Consider the following 26,814-nt stretch of genomic DNA (forward strand, 5'->3'; position numbering starts at 1 on the left):
ATTAAATAATTAAATTAGGATCACTTATAAAATTATCCAATGCCAGAAAATAAAACCGAGTTAAAACGTTCTTTAGGATTAATCGATGCCACGAGTTTAGTTGCCGGTTCTATGATAGGATCCGGAATTTTCATTGTAACATCAGCCATGGCAAGAGATATTGGTTCTGCTGCCTGGTTATTAGTTATTTGGTTGGTAACGGGATTAATCACGGTTGCCGCGGCATTGAGTTATGGAGAATTGGCAGGAATGATGCCTAATGCGGGCGGACAATTTGTGTATATTCAACGCGCTTATGGGCGATTGGTTTCTTTCCTGTATGGTTGGACTGTTTTTACAGTAATTCAAACGGGAGTTATTGCGGCTATAGCGGTTACTTTTGCGAATTATGCCGCTATATTCTTTCCTGTTTTAGATCAAACTCTTTTTAGGGTTGGTACTGGTTTTATTTTTTCGTATCAAAAAGTATTGGCTATTTTTAGTATAATCCTGTTAACCTACATCAATACCAAAGGAGTAGAAAGCGGAAAAACAGTTCAGTTGCTCTTTACTTCGGCAAAATTAATAGCGCTTTTTGCCTTGATAATTTTAGGATTATACGTGGGTCTGCAAACGGATGTTTTGTCCAATAATTTCGCAACTATGTGGGAAGCCAGCAAAACGGTAGTCAATCCTGACGGAACAATTACAGTAACAAAATTAGCAGGAATGGCTATTTTGGGAGCAGCAGGAGCTACCATTATTAATTCCTTGTTTTCTAGTGATGCATGGAATAATGTCACTTTCATTGCAGGGGAAATTAAAGAACCTAAAAAGAATATCCCCCGTAGTTTGTTTCTTGGAACTTTAATTGTTACTGTTATTTATGTTTTAGCAAATCTGGCGTACTTGGCTTTATTGCCAATGCAGGGAACTCCAAACGCTGCTGATATTGCCAGTAACGGAATCATGTTTGCCAGCAATGATCGAGTAGGAGCGGCCGCAGCAAGTATAATTATGGGTAATATAGGTGTATTTGTGATGGCTGGGTTGATCATGGTTTCTACTTTTGGATGCAACAGCGGATTGATTCTTTCGGGAGGACGATTATTTTTTGCTATGGCAAAGGATGGACTTTTTTTTAAACAGGCTACAGAACTGAATAAAAATCAGGTTCCGGCCCAAGCATTGTGGGTGCAGTGCATTTGGGCTTGTATGCTTTGTGTTTCAGGAAAATTCGGGGACTTATTAACCTATGCTACTTTTGCGTCATTGTTGTTTTATATCCTGACTATTCTGGGAGTTTTCATTCTTAGAAAAAAAGAACCCAATGCCGATAGGCCTTATAAAGCGTTTGGATATCCGGTTGTACCCGCACTTTATATTGTGGTGACATCAGCCATTTGTCTGACTTTACTGATTTATGATACCTTCAATACGGGATTGGGATTGTGCATTGTGGCGTTAGGAATTCCGGTGTATTATTTTGTAATGAACAAGAAAGAGTAAAGCAAATGGAATTAATTAGCTAATTTTTTGAGTGAATTGATGTCTTTTTAAAACGATTTTTTTACCGGTTAATTCAATCAATCCTAGTTTTTTTAAATCCGAAAGTAAACGGATACAGCTTTCAATGGCTGTTCCAATCATGCTGGCTAGTTCATTTCTCTAAAGTTGTACTTTTAAGGAGTTATCTTCGTTTTTCCCAAAGGTGTCATGCAAATAGAGAAGCGTCCCGGCTAATCTTCTCTTGACTGTTTTTTTGGCTAAATGCACCATGTGATCGTCGGCTTCTTTTAGATCACCGCAAATGCTTTTCATCACATTCATCGAAAACTGATTGTTCTTGCCAAAGCATCCCATCACTTCTGATTTTGGAATACAAATACCATCTTTTAGATAGTAAATACCATTTACATTATCTCCCTCTTCAAATGTAACCGCTTCTTTTTTAATACTATGGGAGGTTTTACAATAAGAAAGTTTTAGTAATTCGTCTTTTGTTAAGGTTTTTAAAGAGCTAAATTCTCTGACGATACATTGTTCGCATTTGCTCATATTCTTTGGTGTTAAAAGGCAAATGGATATACAAACTGATACCTTCAGAACGATTGCTCTCTGTGAAAGATTTCTTCAAAATTTCTTCTGAAAAATCCATTTCATCCTAATTAGGATAACTGGTGTATTTTGGTTCCGAAACATTGTATTTTTGTATTAAGGAATTTTTCATGGCAAAATCATTTATAGTTAGTCAAAAGTAAAGCGACTGCTCACATATTAAAATGACAATTATCATATTGAAAAAAAACTTTTACAAAAAAAAGAGGCTTCAAAAGCCTCTTCACAAAGAAATTTGTTCTTTAAATAGTAATAGAACGATCATGTAAAGCAAATACAGGATGTACCTGTGGTTGAATAAAAGCTGAAGAATGAATGCTGTCAGCAGAAAAGAATGAATGTGACTTTTCTGTTTGAATTGAATCCAATGAAATAGCATTTGCATTAAAAGCAAATAACAGAGCTATTGAAAAGCCAATAAAAACAACAGTTTTCTGAATCCATTTCATTTTGTAAACATAAAAAAGGAGACTGACTTTATGAAATTTTTTTTAATAAATGATCGTTAAATGTTAAAATCAGCTAAGTCGTGTCTCCCCATAAAAAAACCTCGAGCAGTTTATTCTCGAGGTTTTGATCACCAGTATGTGCTGAAATTTATTCGGTTTTTAAGTTTCGTAATTGTTTGAGTTTTTCTTTCCAAACATCAAGACTCTCTTTATGAATAGCAATGTTTTTACGAACTTCTAATACGATGGAATTTTCTTTTTTTGCATTTCTGGTATTGGCAAAAAACTGAATGTTATTTTCCAATTGAAAAATTTCATTTTGAACTTCATCAATTTTACGCATTACAAAAATCTTTTCATTATCTAATTTGCGCGTATCATGGCTTTCTGACAAATGATCCATTCTGTTTGAGAAACGCAACATATCAGTATCTTTTTTACTCAAACTTAATTTTTCAAAAAGGGCATCCAGTATTTTGTTGAATTTTCCCTCAATATGTCTTCTTGTGAACGGTACTTTACCAAAGTTTTTCCAGGTTTCAATATGCAATTTTATGGAGTCTAAATCTGTTTTATGGTCTCCGATCAATTGGAACTCTCTTAAGGTTTCCAGGTAGGTTTTTTTAGCATCAAAAGCGGCTACTTCTTCCCCATTTTCCTCATTTTTTTGCTCTTTTAATTTGTCAAAATAATGATTGCAGGCATCCTTAAACTCTTTCCATATTTTATCCGAATATTTTCTTGGTACATGCCCTATTTGTTTCCATTCATCCTGAATTTGTTTCATGATAGGAGTTGTAGCATCAAAATCAGTGCTTTCCTGCAATTCTTTGGCTTTAGCTACAAGAGCTGTTTTCTTGCTTAAATTGTCGTTTTGGTCTTTCTTAATGTCTTTATAAAATGAATTTTTGAAAGAATTGAAATTTCTTACAGCAGTTTTAAAACTGGCCCAAGTATCCTCATTTACCTCCGATGGCACTTTTCCGGCAGAGAAGAAAGCAGTTCTCAAGGCTTCTACCTTTTCTATTTGAGCCAGCCATTGAGAATGTGCATTCACTTTCTCGGTCGCCAAAACTTCAATTTGAGCAATAATTTCTTTTTTCTTTTCTAAATTCTCTTGTTCAGTTCCTCTTTGATTTTCGAATAAAACTTCCCGTTTATCATGCATTTGCTTGGTCAAATCACTGAATTTATTCCAAATATCATCTCGATGTTCTCTAGATACCGGTCCAATATCCTCCTTCCAGATTCGATGTAAATCCTGTAGTTCTCTGAAGGCTTTGTTAATATCAGCTTCAGTAACCAATTCTTCAACACGCGCTACAATTTTTTGTTTTTGTTCTAAGTTGTGTTTGAAATCCAAATCTCTCGCTTCCCGGTCTAAATGCAGATAATCATAGAAATTTTCCACATGAAAATGGAAGTTATTCCACACGTGGTTGTATTTGTCCTTAGGAATTGGCCCGGCAGTTTTCCATCGTTCTCTTAAATCATTAAAATGTTTTAAGGTGTCTTTGATGTTTTCCTGAGGGTTAATCAACTCTTTTAATTCCTCAACAATTGCCAAACGATTTTCTAAATTTGTTTTTAGATTCGTTTGCAAGCTCTTGAAATGGGTATTTTTAGTATCTCTAAAAAGAGAGTAATAAGTATCAAATTGAGATTTCAACGAAGAATGATATTGAAATTCTTCGTTAGGGTCTTGATTTTCTGTTAGAAATTCTTCTTTTTTCTCTTCGAGGAGGTGGTTGTATTTAGCTAAAAATGCTTTTTTAATTTCTTCAATATGCTGCTTAAAAGTCAAAATTTTGTCGCTGGAAACTAAATTTTTCAGTTCGTTGACCAATACTTCAAGTGATAAGGTATCATAATCCTGCATCGGAATATCGTAACTTTCTTTGAGTGTTTCGTCTTCACTTTCAGCTGCATTTGTTTGTGTAATGGCATGAAGCGCAGTTGTATTTGCTGTTTCTGGCGCTATTACATTCTCTTCGGCGGGAACAGCAGCTTCGGGTTCATTTGTTGGATCAGTGGCGTGAGTTGCTAAAACGTTTGATTCTAATGAATTAGATTCAATAGTATTTTTGTCTAATTTTCCGTCTGCTTCAGGCAGGTTATCATTCTTTTCTTCTAACATTTTTTCAATGTGTAAGGTTTCTAAATAGATTCAACTCGAAAGATACTAAAGCAGTATGAAAATACAAAACAAAAACTTAATTTATAGTCATTTTAGGTTAAATGGCTTTTTTTTTGGAGCTATTTCCTGCTGTCCGCTGTATTCCCAATTAATAAAAACTACGGCTGAAAAGCCTTGTTTTTCTAAATCGGGAGATGCCGCTTCCATCAGGGCTAGGGATTTGGGTTAAAATTATGAATTGTTTTCAAAAAAAAAGTCCCACCGAAGCAGGACTAAAGATTTTCATCTACGGCATATAGCCTTATTGTGATAAGATTAAAGATTAGAAATTTTAATCAGTTGTAAATATACATATAAAATAATTAGGTTGCAATGAGGGAAACCGTAAAGCGGTTAATTATTTTCTCCGTAGCTTTAAAAATTCTTACAAAATACAGATTGTTATGGCAAAAATATTAGGATTGGATTTAGGGACAAATAGCATTGGGTGGGCAATTGTGGATAAAGATGGAACAGATTTTTCACTTGTAGATAAGGGAGTCAGGATATTTTCCGAAGGGGTTAAATCTGAAAAAGGAATTGAAAGTTCTCGTGCGGCAGAACGTACAGGTTTTAGAAGTGCTAGAAAAATAAAGTTTCGCAGAAAATTGAGAAAGTATGAAACTCTAAAAGTTCTATCTGAAAATAATATGTGTCCATTATCTGTAGAAGAAGTTATAGAATGGAGAAAATCTGGTTTTAAAAAATATCCACTTAATCCGGAATTCATTGCTTGGTTGCGTACCGATGATGACAAAAACTTAAATCCTTATTATTTTAGAGATAAATCAAGTAAACAAAAGACTTCATTGTTATCGTTAGGAAGGGCTTTCTATCATATTGCACAACGAAGAGGTTTTTTGAGCAATAGATTAGATCCTTCTGCGGAGGGTGTTATCGAGCAACATAAACCCGATCTAGAAGATATTCTTGAAAACGTAGCAACTATTACGGAACTTCAAATGGAATTAACGGACTATTTTCAAAATCGTGATTTAATTGAACGCAAAGCAACGGATTTAGACGATGGAGAAAAGAAACTGAAAACCTTATATAATTCATTCTTTAAAACGATTAAAGATAATCCAAAAGACTTTGAGAGAACTAAAACCATACTTCTTGAACGGTTGAATAAAAAAGAAGACTTAGGCGCTGTCAAACAAAAGATTGGAGAGATTTCTCAAGCAATGAAATTAGGCAATTATGCAACTTTAGGACAATATTTTTTCAGTTTATACAATATAGGTAAAATTAGAAATCAATATACGGCACGGGAAGAACACTATCTTTCTGAATTTGAAGTCATTTGTTTGGTTCAAGGAATAGACGGAATAATAGCAACTGAAAAATTGCCTGAAAAAAGATATTTTGGACTAGCTAAAGAATTGTATAAAGCTATCTTTTTTCAAAGACCTTTAAAATCTCAAAAAGGCTTAATAGGCAAATGTACTTTTGAAAAAAGTAAGTCAAGATGTGCCATTTCACATCCCAATTTTGAGGAATACAGAATGTTGTGTTTTATTAATACCATAAAGATAAAAACTCCCGATGATGAAACTCTAAGATTTCTTACTAACGAAGAAAGATTGAAAATCACTCCCAAGTTTTTGCGAAAAAAGGACAATTTTAATTTTGAGGATTTAGCCAAAGAATTGGTTCCAAGTGGCGGTAAATATGCTTTTTATAAATCATCTGCTGCTCCAAATGTTAATTACCTGTTTAATTATAATATGAATTCTTCTGTGAGTGGATGTGTAGTATCTACTTCATTAAAAAATGCTTTGGGTGAAGATTGGAAGACTAAAATCTATAGCTATGAAACTCTTAATAAAAGCGGTGAAATAGTAACACGAAATGTAGATTATAATGATTTATGGCATTTGATTTCCGTATCTACTTCTGATTTGTACTTACAGGAATTTGCAAAATATAAATTGAAATTGGATGATAAAAAAGCTATTTTATTCAGTAAAATAAAGCTAAAGAAAGACTTTGCCAGTTTGAGTGTAACAGCAATTAATAAAATAAATCTTTTTTTGAGAGAAGGATTGTTGTATTCGCACGCTGTTTTTATGGCCAATATTAAAAATATTGTAGATGTCGACATTTGGAAAAATCTTGAGGATAGAAAACACATCCAAACTAAAATTGCCGAATTAATAGCTACAAACACTTTTGATAATAATTTATTGGAAATTGTAAACGGGCTCATTAAAGAATGTAAAGTTGGAGGTTTTTATTATTCAAAAGAAGCCGAAGGAACCTATAAATCAGATTTAGAAAAAAAGGTAAGTTATTTTGTGAAATCAAATAAAATTGATGACCAGAATGAGGTTATTGTAAAAAAGTTATTTCCTATTTACATTGAGCAATTAAAAAAATACGAATTTTTAACAATAAAACGATTAGACGAAAAAGTATTTGATTTTTTAGATGGTCAAAATGATGACGGACAGGTTTTTTGTAACGCCAAGAATAAACTTAATAAACTATATCATCCATCGGATATTGATGTTTTTAGAAAGCAAATTTTAAAAGATGGAAATGGAAACGAAAAATTAGTTTTAGGAAGTCCGTTAATTTCTTCAATAAAAAATCCGATGGCGATGCGAGCCTTGCACCAATTACGGAAAGTGTTGAATGCTTTAATTATTGAAGGTCTAATTGATGAAAAAACTAGAATTCATATTGAAATGGCCAGAGAATTAAACGATGCCAATAAACGAAAAGGAATTCAGGATTATCAAAGAGATATAGAAAACAGCAGAAAAGCATACATTGAGGAGATTAAAAAAGACTATAAAGCGGAAACTGGAATAGACATTGAACCAACAGAAGACGATATTTTACGCTATCAGTTATGGATTGAGCAAGACAGAAAAACAATTTATGAAGAACAATATACTAATATTAGTATATGCCAAATTATAGGTAGTGACCCTGATTATGATATAGAACATACTATTCCAAGAAGCAGGTCACAGGACAATTCACAAATGAATAAAACGCTGTGCAGCAAGCGATATAATCGGGAGATTAAAAAAAATAAAATGCCTATTGAGTTGAGTAATCATAGCGATATTTTAGATCGAGTTGCGCCTTGGCAAAAAAAATATTTGGCATTGGAATATGATATAATTGGGATTTCAAGAGCAATTAAAGCGGCAACCACAAAGGAACAAAAAGACCGAAAAATCAGATTGCGCCATAAATTGAATTTACAGAAGGAATATTTCAAAGGAAAATACGAACGGTTTACTTATAAAGAACCGAAAGTAGGTTTCAAAAACAGCCAAATTCCAGATACGGGAATTATAACCAAATATGCCAGTGCGTATTTAAAATCATATTTTGGTAGAGTAGAAGCCGTAAAAGGCGGAATGGTTGCTGAATTTAGAAAAGCCTGGGGAATTCAGGAAAGTTATATTAAAGACGGCAAGAAATATTATAAAATTAAAGACCGCAGCAAGCACACACACCATTGTATTGATGCGATTACAATTGCCTGTATGACCAAAGACAAATATGATGTAATGGCGCATGCTTGGGATTTAGAAGATGACTTGGAAAAAAATCAATACAAATTGATGAAATCCGTTTTAGAACAATCAAAACCTTGGAAAACCTTTACAGAAGATTTAAAAAAGATTGAGGACGAAATTTTGGTTTCCCATCATACACCAGATAATGTAAAGAAACAATCTAAAAAAATTATCAGAATACGAGGGAAAAAACAATTTGTTGCCGAAATGGAAATTGATACAAACGGAAAAAATGTTCCGAGAACGGACATCAATAACAAAATAATTTTTAAGAAAGATAGCAACGGAGAGAAAATGGCGAGGTTTCACCAAGGTGACACTATTCGAGGTTCTTTGCATCAAGACAGTATTTATGGGGCAATTAAAAACCCATTGCATCAAGAAGAAATACGCTATGTAATCCGGAAAGATTTAGAAAGTATTAAAGCTTCTGATGTGGAAAATATTGTGGATGAGGTTGTAAAAGAAAAGGTAAAACAAGCAATTGCCGCTAAGGTTTTACTGCTATCTTCAAATCCACAACAAAAAAACAAACTTGCTGAAAATCAAAAGGTTTGGATGAACGAGGAAAAAGGAGTAGCCATTAATAAAGTTCGTTTGTATGCCAACTCTGTCAAAAATCCTTTGGAAATAAAAGATCATGCCGTGCTGTCGCAATCACGCCATAAGCACAAACAAAAGGTTTATGCTCAAAATGACGAGAATTTTTGCATGGCAATTTATGAAATAGATGGAAAGAGAGATTTTGAATTAATTAATAATTTTAATTTAGCCAAGTTACAAAAACAAGGAGAAGGATATTATCCTTTGTTTAAAGAAAAAAATGTTAATGGTAAAACAGTACAAATACCTATCGCCAAAAGAAACAAACGTGATTTGGTTTTAAAGAGAGGGCAACAGGTGATTTTTTATGATAAAGAAGTTGAAAATCCTAATGATGTATATGACTTAGTTGATTTAAAAGGAAGAATTTATATCATAGAAGGATTGTCTATTCAAAGGATTAATTCATCAGGTAAGCAGTACGATTTTGGGGTAATTATGTTTCGATATTTTAAAGAGGCAAGAAAATTAGAGGATTTAAAGAATGATAAATACAAACCAGATGGTGTTTTTAAATTGGAAGAAACAAAGCCAACCAGAAAAATGAATCACAATCAGTTTAATGCTTTTGTTGAAGGAATTGATTTTAAAGTAATGTCATCTGGTAAAATTGAAAAGATATAGTTTTATTTAAAAGTTCGGTGTGAATTTATACCACTAAATGTTTTTATTATGTCAAGACAAAGTATCACATTAGCCAATCAAAACGATGAATGGTTAAAACAACAAGTTGCCAACGAAGAATTTACCAGCAAAAGTGAAGCGGTAAATTATTTAATCAAGCAAGCTCGTGATCGAGATGAGTATGTTGAATTTGTTCGAATGAAGTTAGATAGAGCTGAAAAAAGCGGATTTAGCACCAAAACAAAAGAGGAATTATTAGCAGAAATTAAGAAAAAACTAAATGTTTAGTTATAAACTTAATATACAAGCAGGGAAGATTTGACTCGAATTTTTGAATATGGAATTGGTCGTTTCGGATTTCTTCAAGTTAATAAATATTATGAAATGTTTTTTGATTGCTTTTCAAAAATCGGATCAAATCCATATCTATTTCCTGAAGCTATTCGTTTTCGTCAAGGTTATAGATATTGTATTTGTGGAGTGGATACTATTTTTATAAAATTAATGCCAATGAAATAGAAATAATGGCAATTATAGGAAGACAAGATTTTTAAAGGTTCTTTGACATACAGTTTTTCATTGTCTTAAACAGCCAAACCACAACTGAAAGGTATGGCATCCGCCCAGCAGGGATGCAGTAGCTTTCAGTTGTGGTTTGATTAAAGATTAGAAAACACGATATTATCGAAAACAATCTTAAATACAATAGGGTTGTTGTGGTTTGATTAAAGATTAGAAAACACGATATTTTGCTCTGTAATTATAAACAGAGAAACCATGTTGTGGTTTGATTAAAGATTAGAAAACACGATATTATTCATCGATTTATTGATTGTTGACAAAGAGTTGTGGTTTGATTAAAGATTAGAAAACACGATATTAAAACCATTTGCAGGAATTATGGTAAGAGGGTTGTGGTTTGATTAAAGATTAGAAAACACGATATTCAAGGATATGTTATGCGCTAATGATCTCACGTTGTGGTTTGATTAAAGATTAGAAAACACGATATTTATATTATCACCAATTGTGTTGTTGCTGATGTTGTGGTTTGATTAAAGATTAGAAAACACGATATTTGGAAGGAAACGTAAATTTTGACCCACCCAGTTGTGGTTTGATTAAAGATTAGAAAACACGATATTGGAGATTATTCAATTGAAAAGGAATACAGTGTTGTGGTTTGATTAAAGATTAGAAAACACGATATTAAAGCCCAATTCACAATCGAACGTTTCAATGTTGTGGTTTGATTAAAGATTAGAAAACACGATATTGAACAATTTGTAACGTATGATGAAACTGCAGTTGTGGTTTGATTAAAGATTAGAAAACACGATATTTTCAAAGAGGTAAACAATGATAATAGGTATGTTGTGGTTTGATTAAAGATTAGAAAACACGATATTATTGATACTATTTTTGAAAAGACAAACTATGTTGTGGTTTGATTAAAGATTAGAAAACACGATATTTAGAAAAGTGGAAAAATAAAACTATCTATGTTGTGGTTTGATTAAAGATTAGAAAACACGATATTTGGCATAACTTTAGTTGCAGGAGATCGTAGTTGTGGTTTGATTAAAGATTAGAAAACACGATATTACTAGTTGGAGGAACAGGAACAAGTGGAAAGTTGTGGTTTGATTAAAGATTAGAAAACACGATATTTGATAGCTTAGAGGTAATTACAAGTGAAAAGTTGTGGTTTGATTAAAGATTAGAAAACACGATATTCTTTCTTAATTTGCCTTTATCGTTACAGGGTTGTGGTTTGATTAAAGATTAGAAAACACGATATTATAGTTTTTAAAGGAACTCTTATTGTACTGGTTGTGGTTTGATTAAAGATTAGAAAACACGATATTCAAACGGCTTTAGATTTAAAAGAAAATGTAGTTGTGGTTTGATTAAAGATTAGAAAACACGATATTTAACCTTGATATTTTAATAGACAAGGAGTGGTTGTGGTTTGATTAAAGATTAGAAAACACGATATTCATCTAAATTAGGGGAATTAGGAGTTAGTGTTGTGGTTTGATTAAAGATTAGAAAACACGATATTAGTAGAAAAAGCAATTCAATCAGATGCTAAGTTGTGGTTTGATTAAAGATTAGAAAACACGATATTTCTCTTGGTTGTTTCTTATTGTAATCATAGTTGTGGTTTGATTAAAGATTAGAAAACACGATATTTTGCTTATTGAAATAGAGCTTAATGTGTCTGTTGTGGTTTGATTAAAGATTAGAAAACACGATATTCACGAAACTGGAAGATAACTAATGGCTACGGTTGTGGTTTGATTAAAGATTAGAAAACACGATATTTGTGATTATGCTTTCTTTAACGAAGTGATGGTTGTGGTTTGATTAAAGATTAGAAAACACGATATTGAGACAAAGACAATAACATTCCAAATAAGAGTTGTGGTTTGATTAAAGATTAGAAAACACGATATTGAAAATTTTTGCTATTGTTGTTGCGTTCAGTTGTGGTTTGATTAAAGATTAGAAAACACGATATTTTGATTAAAATTCAAAAACAGAATAGAAGAGTTGTGGTTTGATTAAAGATTAGAAAACACGATATTCTAGGATCAGGGGTAAGTTGAGATAGAAAGTTGTGGTTTGATTAAAGATTAGAAAACACGATATTGAATTGGTGCAAAACGCATATATTATTGAAGTTGTGGTTTGATTAAAGATTAGAAAACACGATATTTCCATCTGTATATCTTACGATTGTCTATAGGTTGTGGTTTGATTAAAGATTAGAAAACACGATATTACATCATTTTCCTGATACAATACAAGTTGGGTTGTGGTTTGATTAAAGATTAGAAAACACGATATTGGCAACATCCTTTTACCAATCATCAGATAGGTTGTGGTTTGATTAAAGATTAGAAAACACGATATTAAGTCCGCAGGCGTTCCCTTCGGATAAGTTGTTGTGGTTTGATTAAAGATTAGAAAACACGATATTTAATCTTTTTCTACTCACCAATTGACCGTGTTGTGGTTTGATTAAAGATTAGAAAACACGATATTCAATAATATTACAATACTCTTTCATAATGGTTGTGGTTTGATTAAAGATTAGAAAACACGATATTTAAATCTTCACCTGAAAAATCAACTTCTAAGTTGTGGTTTGATTAAAGATTAGAAAACACGATATTGAAATAATTATATTCTGTTGACGGTTGAACGTTGTGGTTTGATTAAAGATTAGAAAACACGATATTCCGGCAATAACAATCGATTTTCCAGATCCTGTTGTGGTTTGATTAAAGATTAGAAAACACGATATTATTACCAGCCTCTATGGTTTTAGATGCAATGTTGTGGTTTGATTAAAGATTAGAAAACACGATATTAGTGTAAAAATCCTTATATACGAAGTATAAGTTGTGGTTTGATTAAAGATTAGAAAACACGATATTGCTTTGCCTTTACTTCGAGCCAAACGGATGGTTGTGGTTTGATTAAAGATTAGAAAACACGATATTATTTAAAAGAATTAGCTTCATGTAATGTAAGTTGTGGTTTGATTAAAGATTAGAAAACACGATATTAGTTGGCTTGTTACCTTCTAATTATCAAAGGAATATGGGTGAATGTCGTATAAAAAAATGCCTCTTTTTTGGATTGATATCCCAATATTGAGGCATTTTTTTATTTCTATCAATAAAAATTCGATAAATGGTAGTAGAATCATAGTAAGAGGCAAGATTCAATGATTAATTTTTAGTGCAATCTGCAGGGACAGGTCGCGACCTGTCCGTACGTTAGAGATTAGTCGCAAAATAATTTATATTTTTTACGATTTGTGCGCAAGATAGGAAATGTTGTTTAGGGAATGTGAATAGGGCAGGAATAGGGCAGGAATAGGGCAGGGACAGGTCGCGACCTGTCCGTACGTTAGTAATTAGTCGCAAAATAATTTATATTTTTTTACGATTTGTGTGTAGGATAGGAAATGTTGTTTAGGGAATGTGAATAGGGCAGGAATAGGGCAGGGACAGGTCGCGACCTGTCCGTACGTTAGAGATTAGTCGCGAAATAATTTATATTTTTTTACGATTTGTGTGTAGGATAGGAAATGTTGTTTAGGGCAGGAATAGGGCAGGGACAGGTCGCGACCTGTCCGTACGTTAGAGATTATTCGCAAAATAATTTATATTTCGTTACGATTTGTGTGCAAGATAGAAAATGTTGTTTTGGGAATGTTAATACGGCAGGAACAGGTCGCGACCTGTCCGTACGTTAGAGATTATCCGCAAAATAATTTATATTTTTTTACGATTTGTGTGTAGGATAGGAAATGTTGTTTTGGGAATGTGAATAGGGCAGGAATAGGGCAGGGACAGGTCGCGACCTGTCCGTACGTTAGAGATTAGTCACAAAATAATTTATATTTTTTTACGATTTGTGTGTAGGATAGGAAATGTTGTTTAGGGAATGTGAATAGGGCAGGGATAGGTCGGGACCTGTCCGTACTAATTATGAAAAAGAAAAAATAATGAAAAATAGAAAGCGAAATAGAATGCTGGGATATGATTATTCGCAAAATAATTTATATTTCGTTACGATTTGTGTGCAAGATAGAAAATGTTGTTTTGGGAATGTTAATACGGCAGGAACAGGTCGCGACCTGTCCGTACACGAGCCAATGAATCCGTATATGGAATGGAATGAATATGGTTCTATTGCACAAAAACAATGGAATTGGTTGGATAATCAGTATGCGTATGTTATTTTACATTCTTTTATAGTAATGCCGAATCATGTCCACGCAATTTTGGAAATTGATAGTAATTTGATATCTGATTGTGAAATAAAAATAAAATCAGTATCGGAACTAATTGGTGCTTATAAAACGACCTCATCAAAACAAATTCATTTAGCCGGTTTGTCTGATTTTGCCTGGCAGCGTTCTTTTCATGATCATATAATTAGAAACGATGGGTCTTATGAAAGAATTTATAATTATATCGAAACAAATCCTGAGAGGTGGAATACAGATGCGCTTTTTGAAAAATAAAATTATTGTTTAAAACAATTCCAACTGTGTTGGGGCATTACTATTTTCCTGTTTGGCTTTTCCTAAATAGTTGATAATCATTCCAAATTGTTTGTCGGTAATACGTAAAACACTAACTTTTCCTAACGAAGGAACGAGTCGGTTAATGCGTTTTTCATGAACATCAGCACTTTCTCCACTCGCACAATGCCTAATATAAACTGAAAATTGCATCATGCTAAAGCCATCTTTTAAGAGATTTCCTCGAAACTGAGAGGCATTCCTTTTGTCTTTTTTAGTTTCTGTAGGCAAATCGAAAAACACGAACAGCCACATTATTCGGTATCCGTTAAGTTCCATAATTTAGGATATTTAATTTTTTTTCGGTGACCTGTAAAACAGTGCTGGAGCGAACTAGCCGTTTTTTGCAATCCTACCATTAAAGGGCTTTTTTCTTCTTTGAAATAAACAGTTTGTGTCAGCATTTGTAATAGTTCCGCTTTTATTGCGGTGTTTAGTTCTTGTTCTTGATACCGGTTCATAATATCAAAAACTTTTTCGTCAACAATGGGACGAAAAGGTTCCATAATATCATCAGCAAGTGCAAAAGCATTGTATTTACTTTTATGATGAATACCAAGTGTATTCAATAATCCGCTTCCGGAAAGTGCTCTAGCTGTAGCGGCTCTTAAAATAGCATACCCGTAGTTTAAAAAATTGTTGGGATAATCACCATAACGTTCTCTTTTTATGCCATTTTTTGCATGATTAGGTAACGGAAAATTTTTCCAATATTGTTGTGCAGCAACGCCTTCCATATTTGTGGTGTCACCGCTTAATACTTTGCTAGCCAGAAACTCAAACGTATTTTTATTTTCAGTTATTTTTGCTAACAATTCCCCTTGATTTTTAATTTTTTCAATAATAGTTTGTTGCCATAGTTGTTTTTTCAGAGGAATTGAAGCTTCGATTTGATTTTTGAATATTTCCTGCTGAATGTGATGGCTGTTGAGGTTGAGTAACATTCCATTGGGTAAGTGGTTGCTACCACAAATAATAATAGCAGTATTATTTTCTACAATTAAGTTCATAGCAGGAATACTCAGATAAATTTCAGCATGATCGAGTACCAGAAAACCAATGTCTTCTATTGGAATGGTACTTTCTCTTATTTCTGATTTTAGTATTAGCTGTTGGTTTTTTGTCGTGATTGAGGATTTATTTTCGATAAGAATTGTTCTTTTGATCATAATTTAAGTCGTTAAATTAATTGCAAATATTTGATTATCAATCAAATTAACATATTTAATAATCAGTTATTTTACGGGAAACCTCAATCTGCCTTTTAAATTGCTTGTATAAAAAAATCGTCTCGTTTTAAAACAGTAAAATGGCTGTTTTAAAACGAGACGACCGATAGAAATTTTAATTAATTAATTAATTAATTTAAGCGAGAGCTAATACAATAATCTTGATTACGCTCGATTTGACAAGAAATAAACTTCTTAGTTATTTATTCCAGATTTTCCACGCTTTCTCTGCTTGAAAAATAAGCATATCCAAACCATTTTTGATTTGTGCTCCTTGCTGTTTGGCTTTTTTTAGGAATTGTGTTTCTGCAGGATTGTAAATCAAGTCAAATGCAATGTGCTTTTCTGTGAAAAACTCATACGGGATCAATGGAAACGCATCCACATTTGGACTTGTTCCTACTGGAGTCGAGTTGATGATGATTTGGTAATTGTCGAATGTTGTTGCGTTGATTCGGTTATACTCAATCGCATTTTCTTTAGCTTCTCTCGACACAAAAGTATAAGGAATGTCCAGTTCATCCAAAGCAAAAGCAACTCCTTTAGAAGCTCCTCCTGTGCCTAAAATCAAGGCTTTTTTGTGGTGCGGTTGCAACAGGGGTTCTAATGATTTTTTGAAACCATAATAATCGGTATTATACCCTTTCAACGTTCCTTTTTTGGTGATTTTGATGGTATTTACAGCGCCAATTAATTCCGCTTTTTTAGATAATTTATCCAGAAACGGAATGACGGTCTCCTTGTATGGAATAGTTATACTTAACCCTTTTAAATTTAAAGTGTTTTTTAGTATCTCTGGAAGTGCTGTTATTTCTGGAATATCAAAATTTTCATAGGTGCAACCAGTAAAATTTTCATTGTTAAATTTATCGGTAAAATATCCTTTAGAAAAAGAATAACTAATATTGCGACCCAGTAACCCAAAACGTTTTCTAACTGTTTCTGTCATTATTTTTTTTTATGTTTTGCAATGTAGTTTTGCACCATTTTTTTGGCCCAAACTACTGGAAATAAATCTTCTAAAAGGATGTAATTATCAAAATTTAATCGTAGGGCATTGCTTAAATGGAATTTTGCTTTTGTATTATCTGTTAGCATAAAATACAATCCTGCTAAGCGGTATTCAACTTCATTTTCTTCCGGAAAATATTCTGAAGCTTGTAATAAGGTTTGAATGGCACTTTCGAATTCTCCTAAAAATTGTAGAATATCCACCCAGAATAACCAGGTGTCAAGTTCAGTATCGCCAAATTCAACTGCTTTCCTGTATCCAAATTCAGCTTCTTCAAAGAAGTTCATTTGCTTATTGATAGTCGCAAAGCGTTTCCAATACAAGCGATTTTGGTTGTCAATCGCTAATGCTTTATTGACATAAAATAATGCTTTTTGGTAATTTTTTTGACGTACATAAAAATCCGTGATGGCAATCCAACCTTTATCTAAGAGTGGATCTTCATGCACTGTTTGATTGAAATATTTTAAGGCTAAAGCTTTGTTTCCTAATCTTTCATAACATTTTCCCATTCGAAGTAACGCATACGAAGTTGCATCATCTAATTCAATGGTTCTGCTATAACTTTCTATGGCTTTCTCGTATTTTTTTAATCGTTCAAACGCTTTTGCTTTTTCCATGAAAGCACCAAGGAATTCATCATCAATTAAAGTAGCGTAATCAAAGGCACGAATCGCATTTTCATATTCTTTTACACCATAATGCAAACGGCCCAGTTGGTGCCAGGCAATTTCGCTGTATGGATTTTTGTCAATGTATTTATTTAAATAAGTAATCGCTTCTTGGTTTTGATCTAAAAATTCAAAACAATACACTACGTTATACAAAGCGGATTGGTCTTCCAGATCTTCTTCTAAACACTTGATGAAGCTTTCTTTTGCCAGTTCAAGATTGTCCATAAAAAGATATTCCATGCCTATTAAATTATAGACATCAGCATAATCATCTGTGTATTTTAACGCGGTTTGTAATAATTCAACCGCCTTTTCGTGTTGGTCTCTTTTGGAGCAGATATTGGCTTTTTGAATGTAAATTTCTTCATTGGTTGGTTCAATGGCATACAACTCGTTCAATAGCTTTTCGGCTAGTTCGAGTTTGTCGTCATAAACTAGCATTTCCACCTGAACTAATTTTAGTCCGGTAGATTTTGGGTGCTGTTCTAATGCCAGTTTGAGTGCTTTTTTTGCTAAAGCGGCCTTACCCATATCGAGGTAATGAAGAATAATTTCTTCAAATTCTTCGGAGTCAAAAAAGAGTACTTTGTTGGTTTTCAACATGGACTCAAATTTAGACAATGATAAGTTATAGTCTTCTTCTTCGTTGCTTAATTGCATACTGTGTGTTTTTAATTTGGCCTAAATAAATTTAGGGAATCGTGCGTGTACTGCGAGGGAAAGTTGGAATTGTTGTGAACAATTTAATTAACAAAAAAAGAGGTAGTTTAAACGTATGCCCTAGCCCTGATAAGAGTGGAAATCCTTTTGCTTTTTGCTGACAAAAAGTAAAAGATTAAAACGGATAGCAGGAATAGCTCCCAATTTTTTTAATTGTTTTGAATAGGTATTTCAATATGTATCCAATAGTACAACTTCTGCTATCAAAAATCGTTAATCATTTTTCTTCAATCATTATTCCATCCATTACTTCTAATATGATGCTGCAACCTTCTCGTATCTCTTGTTCAGAAATGGTAAGCGGTGGCGTAATTCTTACGGCGCAATCTTCAAATAATAACCAGAATAAAATGAGTCCTTTGTCTTGACATTTAAGAATCACTTCGTTTGTTATATCGGCACTTTGGGTCATTGCAGCCAGCATCAATCCTTTTCCTCTTATATCCTGTATCAAAGGATGTACCAAAAGTGATCTGAATAGCTTTTCTTTCTCCATCGCCTCATCCATGAGATTGGTCTCGGTAATTTCCTGCAAAGTAGCCAAGCAGGCTGACGCAATGACAGGGTGGCCTCCAAAAGTCGTGATATGACCCAGTTTTGGATTATCGCTCAACAAATCCATCATTGCTGATGAAGCCGTAAAAGCACCTACAGGCATGCCACCTCCCATTCCTTTTCCCATAACTACGATATCAGGAACAACATCATAATTTTGGAATCCAAAGAGTTTTCCGGTTCTCCCAAAGCCTGGTTGGATTTCATCGAGAATCATCATTGCACCCACTTCTGTGCAGCGCTCGCGTACTTTTTTGAGATAATCATCGTTTGGCTGAATAAATCCAGCACCACCTTGAATGGTTTCCAGAATAATTCCAGCCGTTTTAGTGGTTATTTTTTGTAAATCGGCTTCGTTGTTGAAGGTAATAAAATCAACATCAGGTATCAATGGACGAAAAATTTGTTTGCGTTCTTCAAATCCCATGACGCTCATAGCACCCATTGTATTGCCATGGTATGCGTTATGACACGAAATCAATTGGCTTCTTCCGGTAGTTCTTCTAGCTAGTTTTAAAGCACCTTCAATGGCTTCGGTTCCTGAATTGACCAAATAAGTTTTATCTAAAGGTGCGGGCAGGAGCGAGGCTAACAATTTGCAATACTGAACCGCCGGACTTTGTGAATATTCGCCATAGACCATAACATGAGAATATTTGTCTAACTGATCCTTTATGGCTTGATTGACTCTAGGATGTTGGTGTCCCAATGTGCATGCGGAAACTCCCGCCACAAAATCCAAGTATTTCTTAGCGTTCGTATCGTAAATATAAGAACCTATAGCATGTGAGACTTCCATGCCCAATGGATATGGTGAGGTTTGCGCTTGGTATTTTAAGAAATCGTTGTTCACGGTTATTTTTTTAATCTTTTATTTGTTAAACTGAGAGAATAGTGACTGACCAGTATACCTAGCAGACTGACCACTAATCCCAAAGAGTCAGGACTGCTCACTGATCACTTACTTCTTCTTCTTCTTCTTCTTCTTCTTCTTCTTCTTATCGTAATTCAGGGTTTCTTTTCGGATTTTCATAGGAATATCCTCTTTGGCCTCTGCCGCTTTAGTTGCTTTATCTATTTTATCGTTGTCTTCATTTTCTTCGGCAGGAAAAATATCGTCCTTGGATTTTATTCGTTCCTCTCCTCGCCAAAGCAGTCCTCTTAGAATACGTGCATTTTCTGGCAACTCTTTCTCTGGATAAATATCGCCATCCACTTGCTGGAAAAACGTGATAGTTTCTATCGCATTTTCTTCTAAAATAAGATTGATTTTGCTGCTTACATTCTTATTGATACCAATGAGTTCCTGAGCTTCGTTGCGCATGTAATAAATGACTTCGGCATTCTTTATAATATCAACATCATGGAGTTTTCCTTCTTTAAATTTCCCATAGAGATTTTGACCCTTTACTTGATTGTATCCAGTTCCTATCGTGTCTTTGGAGACTATAAACGTGTTGTTGAGTACTTTGAGCGAATCTAGTTTTTGGGTATTGTTGTCTCCTATGAGATGCATGACATCTCCTGTGATTTGGTTTTCTGCGTTCCAAAGTATTGGATTTCCAATCATTTTGGTCAACGCTGTTTTAGAACTTGAATGAATCGAATCACATTTTCCGCTCATATCAGTTTTGAAAAACCGGACATTGTTAAACGCTCTGATAATTCGGTTTCCTTCTTTTCCAGTAACCATTAATTTTTTTCCATGGATGTAAACCGAGTCATTTTCGACAAAATTCACGGCAACAGCTCTTTTGGTTACGTACATAGAATCCAGTTTTTTATACACTTCAGCATAATGCCCTTTTATAATTCCGCGATTGATGGAATCCGTTATTTTTACGTTTCGCGTTGCCGATGCAAATTCCCGGTTTCGATCATAGTACAAACTGTCGCCTTTAATCACCCGATCATCGTATTTGATGTACGATTTATTCAGGAAATGAGCCAGATTTTTTTTGGTATCATAAAATCCTTTTTCGGTATATATATAATTGGCTTTACTGGTAATTGTGGATGGTCCAAAAAGATACGAATGCCCGGAATTACTGAAATAATCCAAGTGATTTGATTTAATTACATAGGTTGGATTAGTAATAGTAACAGCTGTAAGGAATTGGAATTTCTTTTGTTTCACATAATATCTTCCTGAATTGCTTTTTAGCGTATTGTCTTTATTGGTAATTGTTCCTGGCGTATCGTAAAATACTTCTTGAGTGTTTCGGTCAAAATTAATAATCTCTGTTACCAAAGTCGCATCTGGGGAACTCATTACGGCATCTCCGGAAGCATAGGCTTTTTTTACATTTCCATTGTATTCCGCATATTTACTGTTTAGGAATAAAGTGTCACCTTGCACCATTTGAACATTGCCAAAAGCCTTGATGTAGTTTTCTTTTTGAAAATAATACGCTTTATTACAAGTCATTATCACGCCATCATGATTGACACGTACGTTCCCAATCAGCAATAATGCATCCGGTATTTCTACCTGATTTACATCGGCAAAATCTGAGTTTTCTACAATAATTTTTTTTGGGGCTTGCGCCAAAACTAAATTAGCAGTGAACAGTATGAAACAATAACGAAGGAAAAAAAACGATTTTTTCAATGGATTTAATTTTTGTCAAATTTATGAAAAAGGATACAATCCTAATCCATATTAGGATTTATTTATAATTAGTCAAAAGTGCATGATAAACGATGACTTTTCCTTTTTAAAGTTATCAACAAATGCGGCAACTCCTTCGTTGTAGTTTGTTCTAATGGAGAGATGATTATATAATTTCAAACAATATAGAGTTCTTTATATTTAAAAAATATTAAATTTAAAAATTGATATTCATTTTAGTGTCAAAAGAATTAAAATCAGCATAAATAATTTTATATGATGAAAAAAACAACTATTGTTGCTGGTATAAGCGTAGTGCTTTTGGCGACAGCCTGTAAAACGAAAGAGTTAAAAATGAATACGGAACAAAAGGAGTCAGTTTCCCATAAAAAAGAAGTGGTGTATCAGGTTTTTACCCGATTATTTGGGAATAAAAATACGAACAACAAGCCTTGGGGAACCATTGAAGAAAATGGAGTAGGGAAGTTCAACGATTTTACAAATACGGCCTTAAAGGAAATAAAGGATTTGGGAGTTACTTATATTTGGTACACTGGAGTTCCGCATCATGCTGTGATTCGGGATTATTCCGCTATTGGAATTTCTAATGATGATCCGGAAGTGGTCAAAGGACGAGCCGGTTCTCCTTATGCCGTAAAAGATTACTACAATGTGAATCCAGATTTGGCTGTAAATCCTGAAAATCGTTTGCAGGAATTTGAAGCTTTAGTTGCGCGAACTCACCAAGCTGGATTAAAGGTGATTATCGATATTGTTCCCAATCACATTGCGCGAAAGTATGAAGGAAAAAGTAATCCGGTTGGTGTCAAAGATTTTGGTGCAGATGATGACACGACCGTTGAATACAAAAGAGACAATAATTTTTATTATATTCCAAATACACACTTTGAAATCCCTGACACAGACAAGCCATTAAATGGAGAAAAGAATCTGTTAATTGATGGAAAATTTGTAGAAAGTCCAGCAAAATGGACTGGTAATGGTTCTCGTATGGCAAAACCAGATCGAAATGACTGGTACGAAACCATCAAAGTAAATTACGGTATTCGTCCGGATGGTTCCAAAGATTTTCCGGAACTTCCTGCTGGTTTTGATTCCAAATCCTATCAGGAACATTTCGATTTTTGGAAAGGAAAAGATGTTCCAAACTCTTGGGATAAATTCAAAGACATTGCCTTGTATTGGACGGCAAAAGGAGTCGATGGTTTTCGATTTGACATGGCCGAAATGGTGCCGTATGAATTTTGGAGTTATATGAATTCAGCCATTAAAGTAAATAATCCGAATGCTTTTTTATTAGCCGAAGTCTACAATCCTAAAGAATATAGAAATTATATTCATCTAGGTAAAATGGATTATTTGTATGATAAAGTAGAAACGTATGATAAATTGAAAGATATCATTCAAGGAAAAGCATTGCCTGATGGATTATCTGACATCCAAAACGGAATTTCAGATATTGAGCATCACCTGTTGCATTTTCTGGACAATCATGATGAACAACGTTTAGCAAGTCCGGAATTTGCGGGAACGCCACAAAAAGGGAAGCCTTTGATGGTGGTTTCTACAACCATAAGTACTTCGCCTACGATGGTTTATTTTGGACAGGAAGTAGGAGAGGCTGGAAATGAAAATGCTGGATTTGGTACCCATTCCAGAACGTCAATCTTTGATTATATAGGTGTTCCCAATCACCAACGCTGGATGAACGGAGGAAAATTTGATGGTGGTCAGTTAACGCAGGATGAAAAGGACTTGCGAGATTTTTATAAAAAATTATTGAATTTCTCTTTGAATAGTACTGCTTTAATGGGGAAATACCAAGAAATACAAACGGTGAATCGCCATATGACTCAAGGATACGATTCTGGAATTTATGCATTCACACGCTGGTCTGATACGCAAAAATTAATCGTTATCACTAATTTTTCATGGCTTACTACTAGCAATTTCGAGTTAAAAATCCCTTCAGATGTAATCCAAAAATGGAATTTGAAAGACGGAAATTATACACTTACGGATCAATTATACCATAAAAGTTCTGTTGAGCTGAAAGTATTCAATGGTGAAGGAAACGCGAAAATTACAATAGCACCTTCAGAATCGTTTATTTATCAATTGTAAAGGATTTTTAGTTAGCAAAAGGATAAAAAAAAGCTAATATAAATTTATATCAGCTTTTTTTAGCTCAAACGAATACTATTTTTTTGTTACAGCATCATAATTTTCTTCTATTTTTTTCCAATTAATTACATTAAAAAAAGCATCAATATAATTTTTTCTTCGGTATTGGTAGTCTAAATAATAAGCGTGTTCCCATACATCTAAAGCTAATATTGGAGTTCCGGGAACAACTGCATTACGCATCAAGGGATTATCCTGATTAGGTGTGCTGGTTACTTGTAATTTTCCGGATTTATCTAGAATCAACCATGCCCAACCGGAGCCAAATTGTTTTGTCGCTTCAACTTTAAACGCTGTGGTAAAGTTTTCAAATGAACCAAAATCTCTGGTAATTGCTTCAGCCAATGCATTTGATGGTTGACCTCCTCCTTTTGGCGTCATGCATTTCCAATACAAAGAATGATTGTAAAAACCTCCTGCATTGTTGCGAAGTGTGGGGTCATTTGGATCTAATTTACTTAATACTTCCTCAATTGTCAGATTTTCAAGTGGAGTTCCTAAAATAGCCTTGTTCAAATTGTTAGTATAAGTCAAATAATGTTTGGAATAATGGATTTCTAAAGTAGTAGCTGATATGTTTGGAGCTAATGCATTGTACCCGTAAGGAAGTTTTTCCAGTTGAAAAGAACCTTCATTAGCCTTTACGTCCTCCGGAATTCCGGTTAATACTTTCTCTTCGGTCGTAGGTAAGGGAACTTCAACGACTTCGGTAAATTTTTTTTTATTACAAGAAATTATGCCAATCAGTAGCAGTATAACTGGAATTAAAAAATATAATTTTTTCATAATAATACTATTTTTTTAACAAAGAATAAATAGTTTCTATGTATTGTTTTTTGGCCTCATCTGAGGTAAGGTGGCTGATTTGCATCCATGCATTGGTTTTAAAAGCATCTCTCAAATGGTAAGTAGAAGTTTGTTTTAGATCTAAAGTTCCAAAAGTAGCTTGTTTGTAAAAGGCATAAAGTCGCAATTGAACATCTTGCGGTAAAGATGCCTGTGTCATCGATGAAGCTATTTTTACAGCTTCCAGAAATTGTAGCTCTAATTCTTTTTCATTCATTATCTTTTGGTAGCAATAATAGTTTTACCTCCAATTGCCTTTTGATTCAATTCAACATTAACTTCTGTTCCTAATGGTAAAAAGAGATCTACTCGTGAGCCAAATTTGATAAAACCGGCATCAGTTCCCTGAATAACCTGCATTCCTTCTTCAGCGTAATTTACGATTCTTCGCGCTAAGGCTCCGGCAATTTGACGGTATAGTACTTCACCAAAGGTTTTATTTTCGATGACAATTGTAGTTCTTTCGTTTTCCTCGCTTGCTTTTGGGTGCCATGCTACTAAAAATTTCCCAGGATGGTATTTGCTGAATTTTACAATTCCGCTCAATCCATAACGGGTGACATGCACATTAATGGGCGACATGAAGATGGATATTTGTAAACGTTTGTCTTTAAAATATTCGCTTTCATACACTTCTTCAATAACCACAACTTTACCGTCTACTGGCGCAAGAATTTGGTTTTCAGTGATGATTACGGTTCTTTTTGGATTTCTGAAAAATTGCAGTATGATGATCAAAAGCAACAGCGCTGCTATTTGTATGGCCATTTTGAGCCAGATGGCGTCTATGAAATTATCAGACAATAAGAGCACAACGGCAGTAAAAATAGTGCCTAATAAAATAGATTGGGTTCCTTCTTTATGAAACATAGTTTAAAATTTGATAAAATAAAAATATAATTGGTGCTACAAATATAACACTATCTAGTCGATCTAGGATGCCTCCGTGACCAGGCATTATTTTTCCGCTGTCTTTGACACCGGCAATTCGTTTGAATTTAGATTCAATTAAGTCTCCTATAGTACCTGCAATTCCAACAATAACAGCTATTGAAGTCCAGATTAGTATGGATCGTTCACTAAATTCAGGGTTGGCTTTTATGTAGTACTTTGAGATCAAATAACCGGCTAAAATAGCAAAAATGATTCCGCCTAAGAACCCTTCAATTGTTTTTTTGGGCGATATTTTTTCAAATAATTTGGTTCGGCCTATTGATTTACCAACAATATAAGCAAAGGTATCATTAGTCCATATTAAGATGAATAATCCAATTATAATTTTGGGATTATAGTCATTTATTCCAAATGAAATTTTAGTAATAAATACAAAAGGTAATATGATGTAACCTAGTAAATACAAGTATTTTGATGAAGTGCTTATTTTTTGAATGTTATCATAAAATAAGAAAAGGATACATTTTATAGATACAACTAACGCTATAACCAATAAAACAACATCTAGTTGCTGTATGTTTATTGAAATTTCTAAATTAGAATTAAATAGCTGATTGAGGGTATCCGTAGTGATTTTATTATAATGGCTTACTAAAGTAACAGCTGTATACAAGGTTGCACCAAAAAGAACCGGTAAAATTTTATGTATTTGAATTAAATTACAAAATTCATAAATGGCAATAAGTAGAAAAATACCAAAAAGAATAAAAAAGCTTTCAGTAGAGTATAAAATAGAAGCAAGTAATAATAGGATATAAACAGCTCCCGATATACCTCGTTTTAGAGTTTCATTCATCTTACAGATCTTCTAAAAGCAATAAATAAAGATTTTTTGCAGAACTTCCGTATTGCGTGAAGTCTTCTTCTTTGGCTTTTTCGAAATATTTTATAGTAGTAATATTAGTAGGGTAGTCCCTTTCATATTTCTTTTTTATAGCGCTAAGTCCATCGCTTTTGGCTTCAAGAATTTGACTTGTATTTGCTAAAATTATAATGTTTGTGGGTAATTCGTTTGGTTTGTCTTGCTTAATTTGTTTTGAAGAAAACAATATAGATCCTTCTTCAGAAATTAAATTTTCACAACTGGCCAGTAAAAATGAAGGATTTTTTGGTTTAGAGAAACTTAATTTATTATCCTCAAGCATACTGAAAAGTTCTGGTTCATAGCATAAAACTTCACTTTCGAACCAGTCATTCTCTTCAAGAATATTTTCAAAGTGTTCTTTTACTTCCTCTGGATTTTCACAGTATAAAAACTTACCTCCATTTTTTTTAAAATTACTGATAAATTTTTCATCTATAGAGATCGTGCTATCAGCATTGGTTTTACTAAATTCACTTTCTTTATCTTCCTCAGAAGCCGGATTAATTGAACCAAAAATTTTTCTAAAAAGACTCATATCGCTGTCA

At 33.6% G+C, this 26,814-nt stretch carries 19 protein-coding genes, 2 pseudogenes and 1 CRISPR repeat array; of the genes and pseudogenes, 6 read left to right on the forward strand and 15 right to left on the reverse strand.

Annotated features, from left to right (window positions below):
• The first annotated feature begins 39 nt into the window (after positions 1-39).
• Positions 40-1,488: an APC family permease gene (locus EKL95_RS08065; protein WP_126563931.1), complete on the forward strand. Its 1,449-nt coding sequence runs from the start codon at positions 40-42 to the stop codon at positions 1,486-1,488.
• An 11-nt stretch (positions 1,489-1,499) separates the two neighbouring features.
• Here the strand turns inward: EKL95_RS08065 and EKL95_RS08070 are convergent.
• From EKL95_RS08070 to EKL95_RS08085, 4 genes and pseudogenes are all read right to left on the reverse strand, one after another.
• Positions 1,500-2,037 (reverse strand): annotated as a pseudogene (locus EKL95_RS08070) (Crp/Fnr family transcriptional regulator).
• A 13-nt stretch (positions 2,038-2,050) separates the two neighbouring features.
• Positions 2,051-2,209: pseudogene (locus tag EKL95_RS15150) on the reverse strand (coproporphyrinogen III oxidase); the annotation flags it as partial.
• A gap of 130 nt (positions 2,210-2,339) precedes the next feature.
• Positions 2,340-2,546, reverse strand: coding sequence for a hypothetical protein (locus EKL95_RS08080; protein WP_126554434.1), 207 nt, complete (start codon positions 2,544-2,546; stop codon positions 2,340-2,342).
• 148 nt (positions 2,547-2,694) lie between these two features.
• The gene (locus EKL95_RS08085; protein WP_126554436.1) at positions 2,695-4,683 is read right to left on the reverse strand and encodes a DUF349 domain-containing protein; all 1,989 of its coding nucleotides are present in this window, start codon (positions 4,681-4,683) and stop codon (positions 2,695-2,697) included.
• A 55-nt stretch (positions 4,684-4,738) separates the two neighbouring features.
• On the opposite strand from EKL95_RS08085, the gene EKL95_RS14920 reads away from it, so the two are divergent.
• The 4 genes from EKL95_RS14920 (at position 4,739) to EKL95_RS08100 (ending at position 14,538) form a co-directional block, all read left to right on the forward strand.
• Positions 4,739-4,912 (forward strand): hypothetical protein, encoded by a 174-nt coding sequence (locus EKL95_RS14920; protein ID WP_158614850.1) that lies wholly within the window; start codon positions 4,739-4,741, stop codon positions 4,910-4,912.
• A gap of 214 nt (positions 4,913-5,126) precedes the next feature.
• Positions 5,127-9,491 carry a type II CRISPR RNA-guided endonuclease Cas9 gene (gene cas9 / locus EKL95_RS08090; RefSeq protein WP_126554438.1) on the forward strand — a complete coding sequence of 1,455 codons (4,365 nt, stop codon included), beginning with the start codon at positions 5,127-5,129 and terminating at the stop codon, positions 9,489-9,491.
• Positions 9,492-9,539: 48 nt separating this feature from the next.
• The gene (locus tag EKL95_RS08095) at positions 9,540-9,779 is read left to right on the forward strand and encodes a type II toxin-antitoxin system ParD family antitoxin (protein ID WP_126460518.1); all 240 of its coding nucleotides are present in this window, start codon (positions 9,540-9,542) and stop codon (positions 9,777-9,779) included.
• A 359-nt stretch (positions 9,780-10,138) separates the two neighbouring features.
• Positions 10,139-13,069: a CRISPR direct-repeat array (repeat unit 36 nt; unit sequence GTTGTGGTTTGATTAAAGATTAGAAAACACGATATT).
• A gap of 947 nt (positions 13,070-14,016) precedes the next feature.
• Positions 14,017-14,538 (forward strand): transposase, encoded by a 522-nt coding sequence (locus EKL95_RS08100; RefSeq protein WP_126460523.1) that lies wholly within the window; start codon positions 14,017-14,019, stop codon positions 14,536-14,538.
• Between the two features lie 9 nt (positions 14,539-14,547).
• Here EKL95_RS08100 and cas2 read toward each other — a convergent pair whose 3' ends face one another.
• The 6 genes from cas2 to EKL95_RS08130 all read right to left on the reverse strand — a co-directional run bounded on the left by cas2 (position 14,548) and on the right by EKL95_RS08130 (position 21,399).
• Entirely contained in the window at positions 14,548-14,877 is a 330-nt protein-coding gene (gene cas2 / locus EKL95_RS08105; protein ID WP_126455227.1) for a CRISPR-associated endonuclease Cas2, read from the reverse strand.
• Positions 14,853-15,767: a type II CRISPR-associated endonuclease Cas1 gene (cas1, locus tag EKL95_RS08110; protein WP_126455229.1), complete on the reverse strand. Its 915-nt coding sequence runs from the start codon at positions 15,765-15,767 to the stop codon at positions 14,853-14,855. The genes cas2 and cas1 overlap by 25 nt, the downstream gene beginning before the upstream one ends.
• A gap of 259 nt (positions 15,768-16,026) precedes the next feature.
• Positions 16,027-16,776: a shikimate dehydrogenase family protein gene (locus EKL95_RS08115; RefSeq protein ID WP_126554441.1), complete on the reverse strand. Its 750-nt coding sequence runs from the start codon at positions 16,774-16,776 to the stop codon at positions 16,027-16,029.
• Positions 16,776-18,173 (reverse strand): tetratricopeptide repeat protein, encoded by a 1,398-nt coding sequence (locus tag EKL95_RS08120; protein WP_126460534.1) that lies wholly within the window; start codon positions 18,171-18,173, stop codon positions 16,776-16,778. The genes EKL95_RS08115 and EKL95_RS08120 overlap by 1 nt, the downstream gene beginning before the upstream one ends.
• 277 nt (positions 18,174-18,450) lie before the next feature.
• Positions 18,451-19,641, reverse strand: a complete 1,191-nt coding sequence (locus EKL95_RS08125; protein WP_126563932.1) for an aspartate aminotransferase family protein — start codon at positions 19,639-19,641, stop codon at positions 18,451-18,453.
• A gap of 108 nt (positions 19,642-19,749) precedes the next feature.
• Positions 19,750-21,399 carry an OstA-like protein gene (locus EKL95_RS08130; protein WP_126563933.1) on the reverse strand — a complete coding sequence of 550 codons (1,650 nt, stop codon included), beginning with the start codon at positions 21,397-21,399 and terminating at the stop codon, positions 19,750-19,752.
• A gap of 276 nt (positions 21,400-21,675) precedes the next feature.
• On the opposite strand from EKL95_RS08130, the gene EKL95_RS08135 reads away from it, so the two are divergent.
• A complete protein-coding gene (locus tag EKL95_RS08135; RefSeq protein ID WP_126563934.1) occupies positions 21,676-23,544 on the forward strand; it encodes an alpha-amylase family protein in 1,869 nt (622 codons plus the stop codon).
• A gap of 75 nt (positions 23,545-23,619) precedes the next feature.
• Here the strand turns inward: EKL95_RS08135 and EKL95_RS08140 are convergent, their stop codons facing one another.
• The 5 genes from EKL95_RS08140 to EKL95_RS08160 are packed head-to-tail and all read right to left on the reverse strand — an operon-like array spanning position 23,620 to position 26,804.
• Positions 23,620-24,390, reverse strand: a complete 771-nt coding sequence (locus EKL95_RS08140; protein ID WP_126460546.1) for a superoxide dismutase — start codon at positions 24,388-24,390, stop codon at positions 23,620-23,622.
• A 7-nt stretch (positions 24,391-24,397) separates the two neighbouring features.
• A complete protein-coding gene (locus EKL95_RS08145; RefSeq protein WP_126460549.1) occupies positions 24,398-24,667 on the reverse strand; it encodes an acyl-CoA-binding protein in 270 nt (89 codons plus the stop codon).
• Entirely contained in the window at positions 24,667-25,320 is a 654-nt protein-coding gene (locus EKL95_RS08150) for a phosphatidylserine decarboxylase family protein (protein WP_126563935.1), read from the reverse strand. Before EKL95_RS08150 ends, EKL95_RS08145 begins: the two co-directional genes overlap by 1 nt.
• Entirely contained in the window at positions 25,310-26,200 is an 891-nt protein-coding gene (locus tag EKL95_RS08155) for a phosphatidate cytidylyltransferase (RefSeq protein ID WP_126460555.1), read from the reverse strand. Before EKL95_RS08155 ends, EKL95_RS08150 begins: the two co-directional genes overlap by 11 nt.
• A gap of 1 nt (position 26,201) precedes the next feature.
• Positions 26,202-26,804: an LUD domain-containing protein gene (locus tag EKL95_RS08160; RefSeq protein WP_126460560.1), complete on the reverse strand. Its 603-nt coding sequence runs from the start codon at positions 26,802-26,804 to the stop codon at positions 26,202-26,204.
• Positions 26,805-26,814 lie beyond the last annotated feature (10 nt).

The sequence above is a fragment of the Flavobacterium sp. LB2P53 genome (assembly GCF_003970305.1).
Taxonomy (GTDB): domain Bacteria; phylum Bacteroidota; class Bacteroidia; order Flavobacteriales; family Flavobacteriaceae; genus Flavobacterium.

Excerpts from the sequence above, each read along its gene's own strand:
- EKL95_RS08150 (WP_126563935.1), bottom strand. The coding sequence starts at position 25,320 with ATGTTTCATAAAGAAGGAACCCAATCTATTTTATTAGGCACTATTTTT.
- EKL95_RS08145 (WP_126460549.1), bottom strand. The coding sequence starts at position 24,667 with ATGAATGAAAAAGAATTAGAGCTACAATTTCTGGAAGCTGTAAAAATA.
- EKL95_RS08080 (WP_126554434.1), bottom strand. The coding sequence starts at position 2,546 with ATGAAATGGATTCAGAAAACTGTTGTTTTTATTGGCTTTTCAATAGCT.
- EKL95_RS08120 (WP_126460534.1), bottom strand. The coding sequence starts at position 18,173 with ATGCAATTAAGCAACGAAGAAGAAGACTATAACTTATCATTGTCTAAA.
- EKL95_RS08160 (WP_126460560.1), bottom strand. The coding sequence starts at position 26,804 with ATGAGTCTTTTTAGAAAAATTTTTGGTTCAATTAATCCGGCTTCTGAG.
- EKL95_RS08140 (WP_126460546.1), bottom strand. The coding sequence starts at position 24,390 with ATGAAAAAATTATATTTTTTAATTCCAGTTATACTGCTACTGATTGGC.
- cas1 (WP_126455229.1), bottom strand. The coding sequence starts at position 15,767 with ATGATCAAAAGAACAATTCTTATCGAAAATAAATCCTCAATCACGACA.
- EKL95_RS08100 (WP_126460523.1), top strand. The coding sequence starts at position 14,017 with ATGAAAAATAGAAAGCGAAATAGAATGCTGGGATATGATTATTCGCAA.
- EKL95_RS08095 (WP_126460518.1), top strand. The coding sequence starts at position 9,540 with ATGTCAAGACAAAGTATCACATTAGCCAATCAAAACGATGAATGGTTA.
- EKL95_RS08155 (WP_126460555.1), bottom strand. The coding sequence starts at position 26,200 with ATGAATGAAACTCTAAAACGAGGTATATCGGGAGCTGTTTATATCCTA.
- cas2 (WP_126455227.1), bottom strand. The coding sequence starts at position 14,877 with ATGGAACTTAACGGATACCGAATAATGTGGCTGTTCGTGTTTTTCGAT.
- EKL95_RS08065 (WP_126563931.1), top strand. The coding sequence starts at position 40 with ATGCCAGAAAATAAAACCGAGTTAAAACGTTCTTTAGGATTAATCGAT.
- EKL95_RS08135 (WP_126563934.1), top strand. The coding sequence starts at position 21,676 with ATGATGAAAAAAACAACTATTGTTGCTGGTATAAGCGTAGTGCTTTTG.
- EKL95_RS14920 (WP_158614850.1), top strand. The coding sequence starts at position 4,739 with ATGAAAATACAAAACAAAAACTTAATTTATAGTCATTTTAGGTTAAAT.
- cas9 (WP_126554438.1), top strand. The coding sequence starts at position 5,127 with ATGGCAAAAATATTAGGATTGGATTTAGGGACAAATAGCATTGGGTGG.
- EKL95_RS08115 (WP_126554441.1), bottom strand. The coding sequence starts at position 16,776 with ATGACAGAAACAGTTAGAAAACGTTTTGGGTTACTGGGTCGCAATATT.
- EKL95_RS08085 (WP_126554436.1), bottom strand. The coding sequence starts at position 4,683 with ATGTTAGAAGAAAAGAATGATAACCTGCCTGAAGCAGACGGAAAATTA.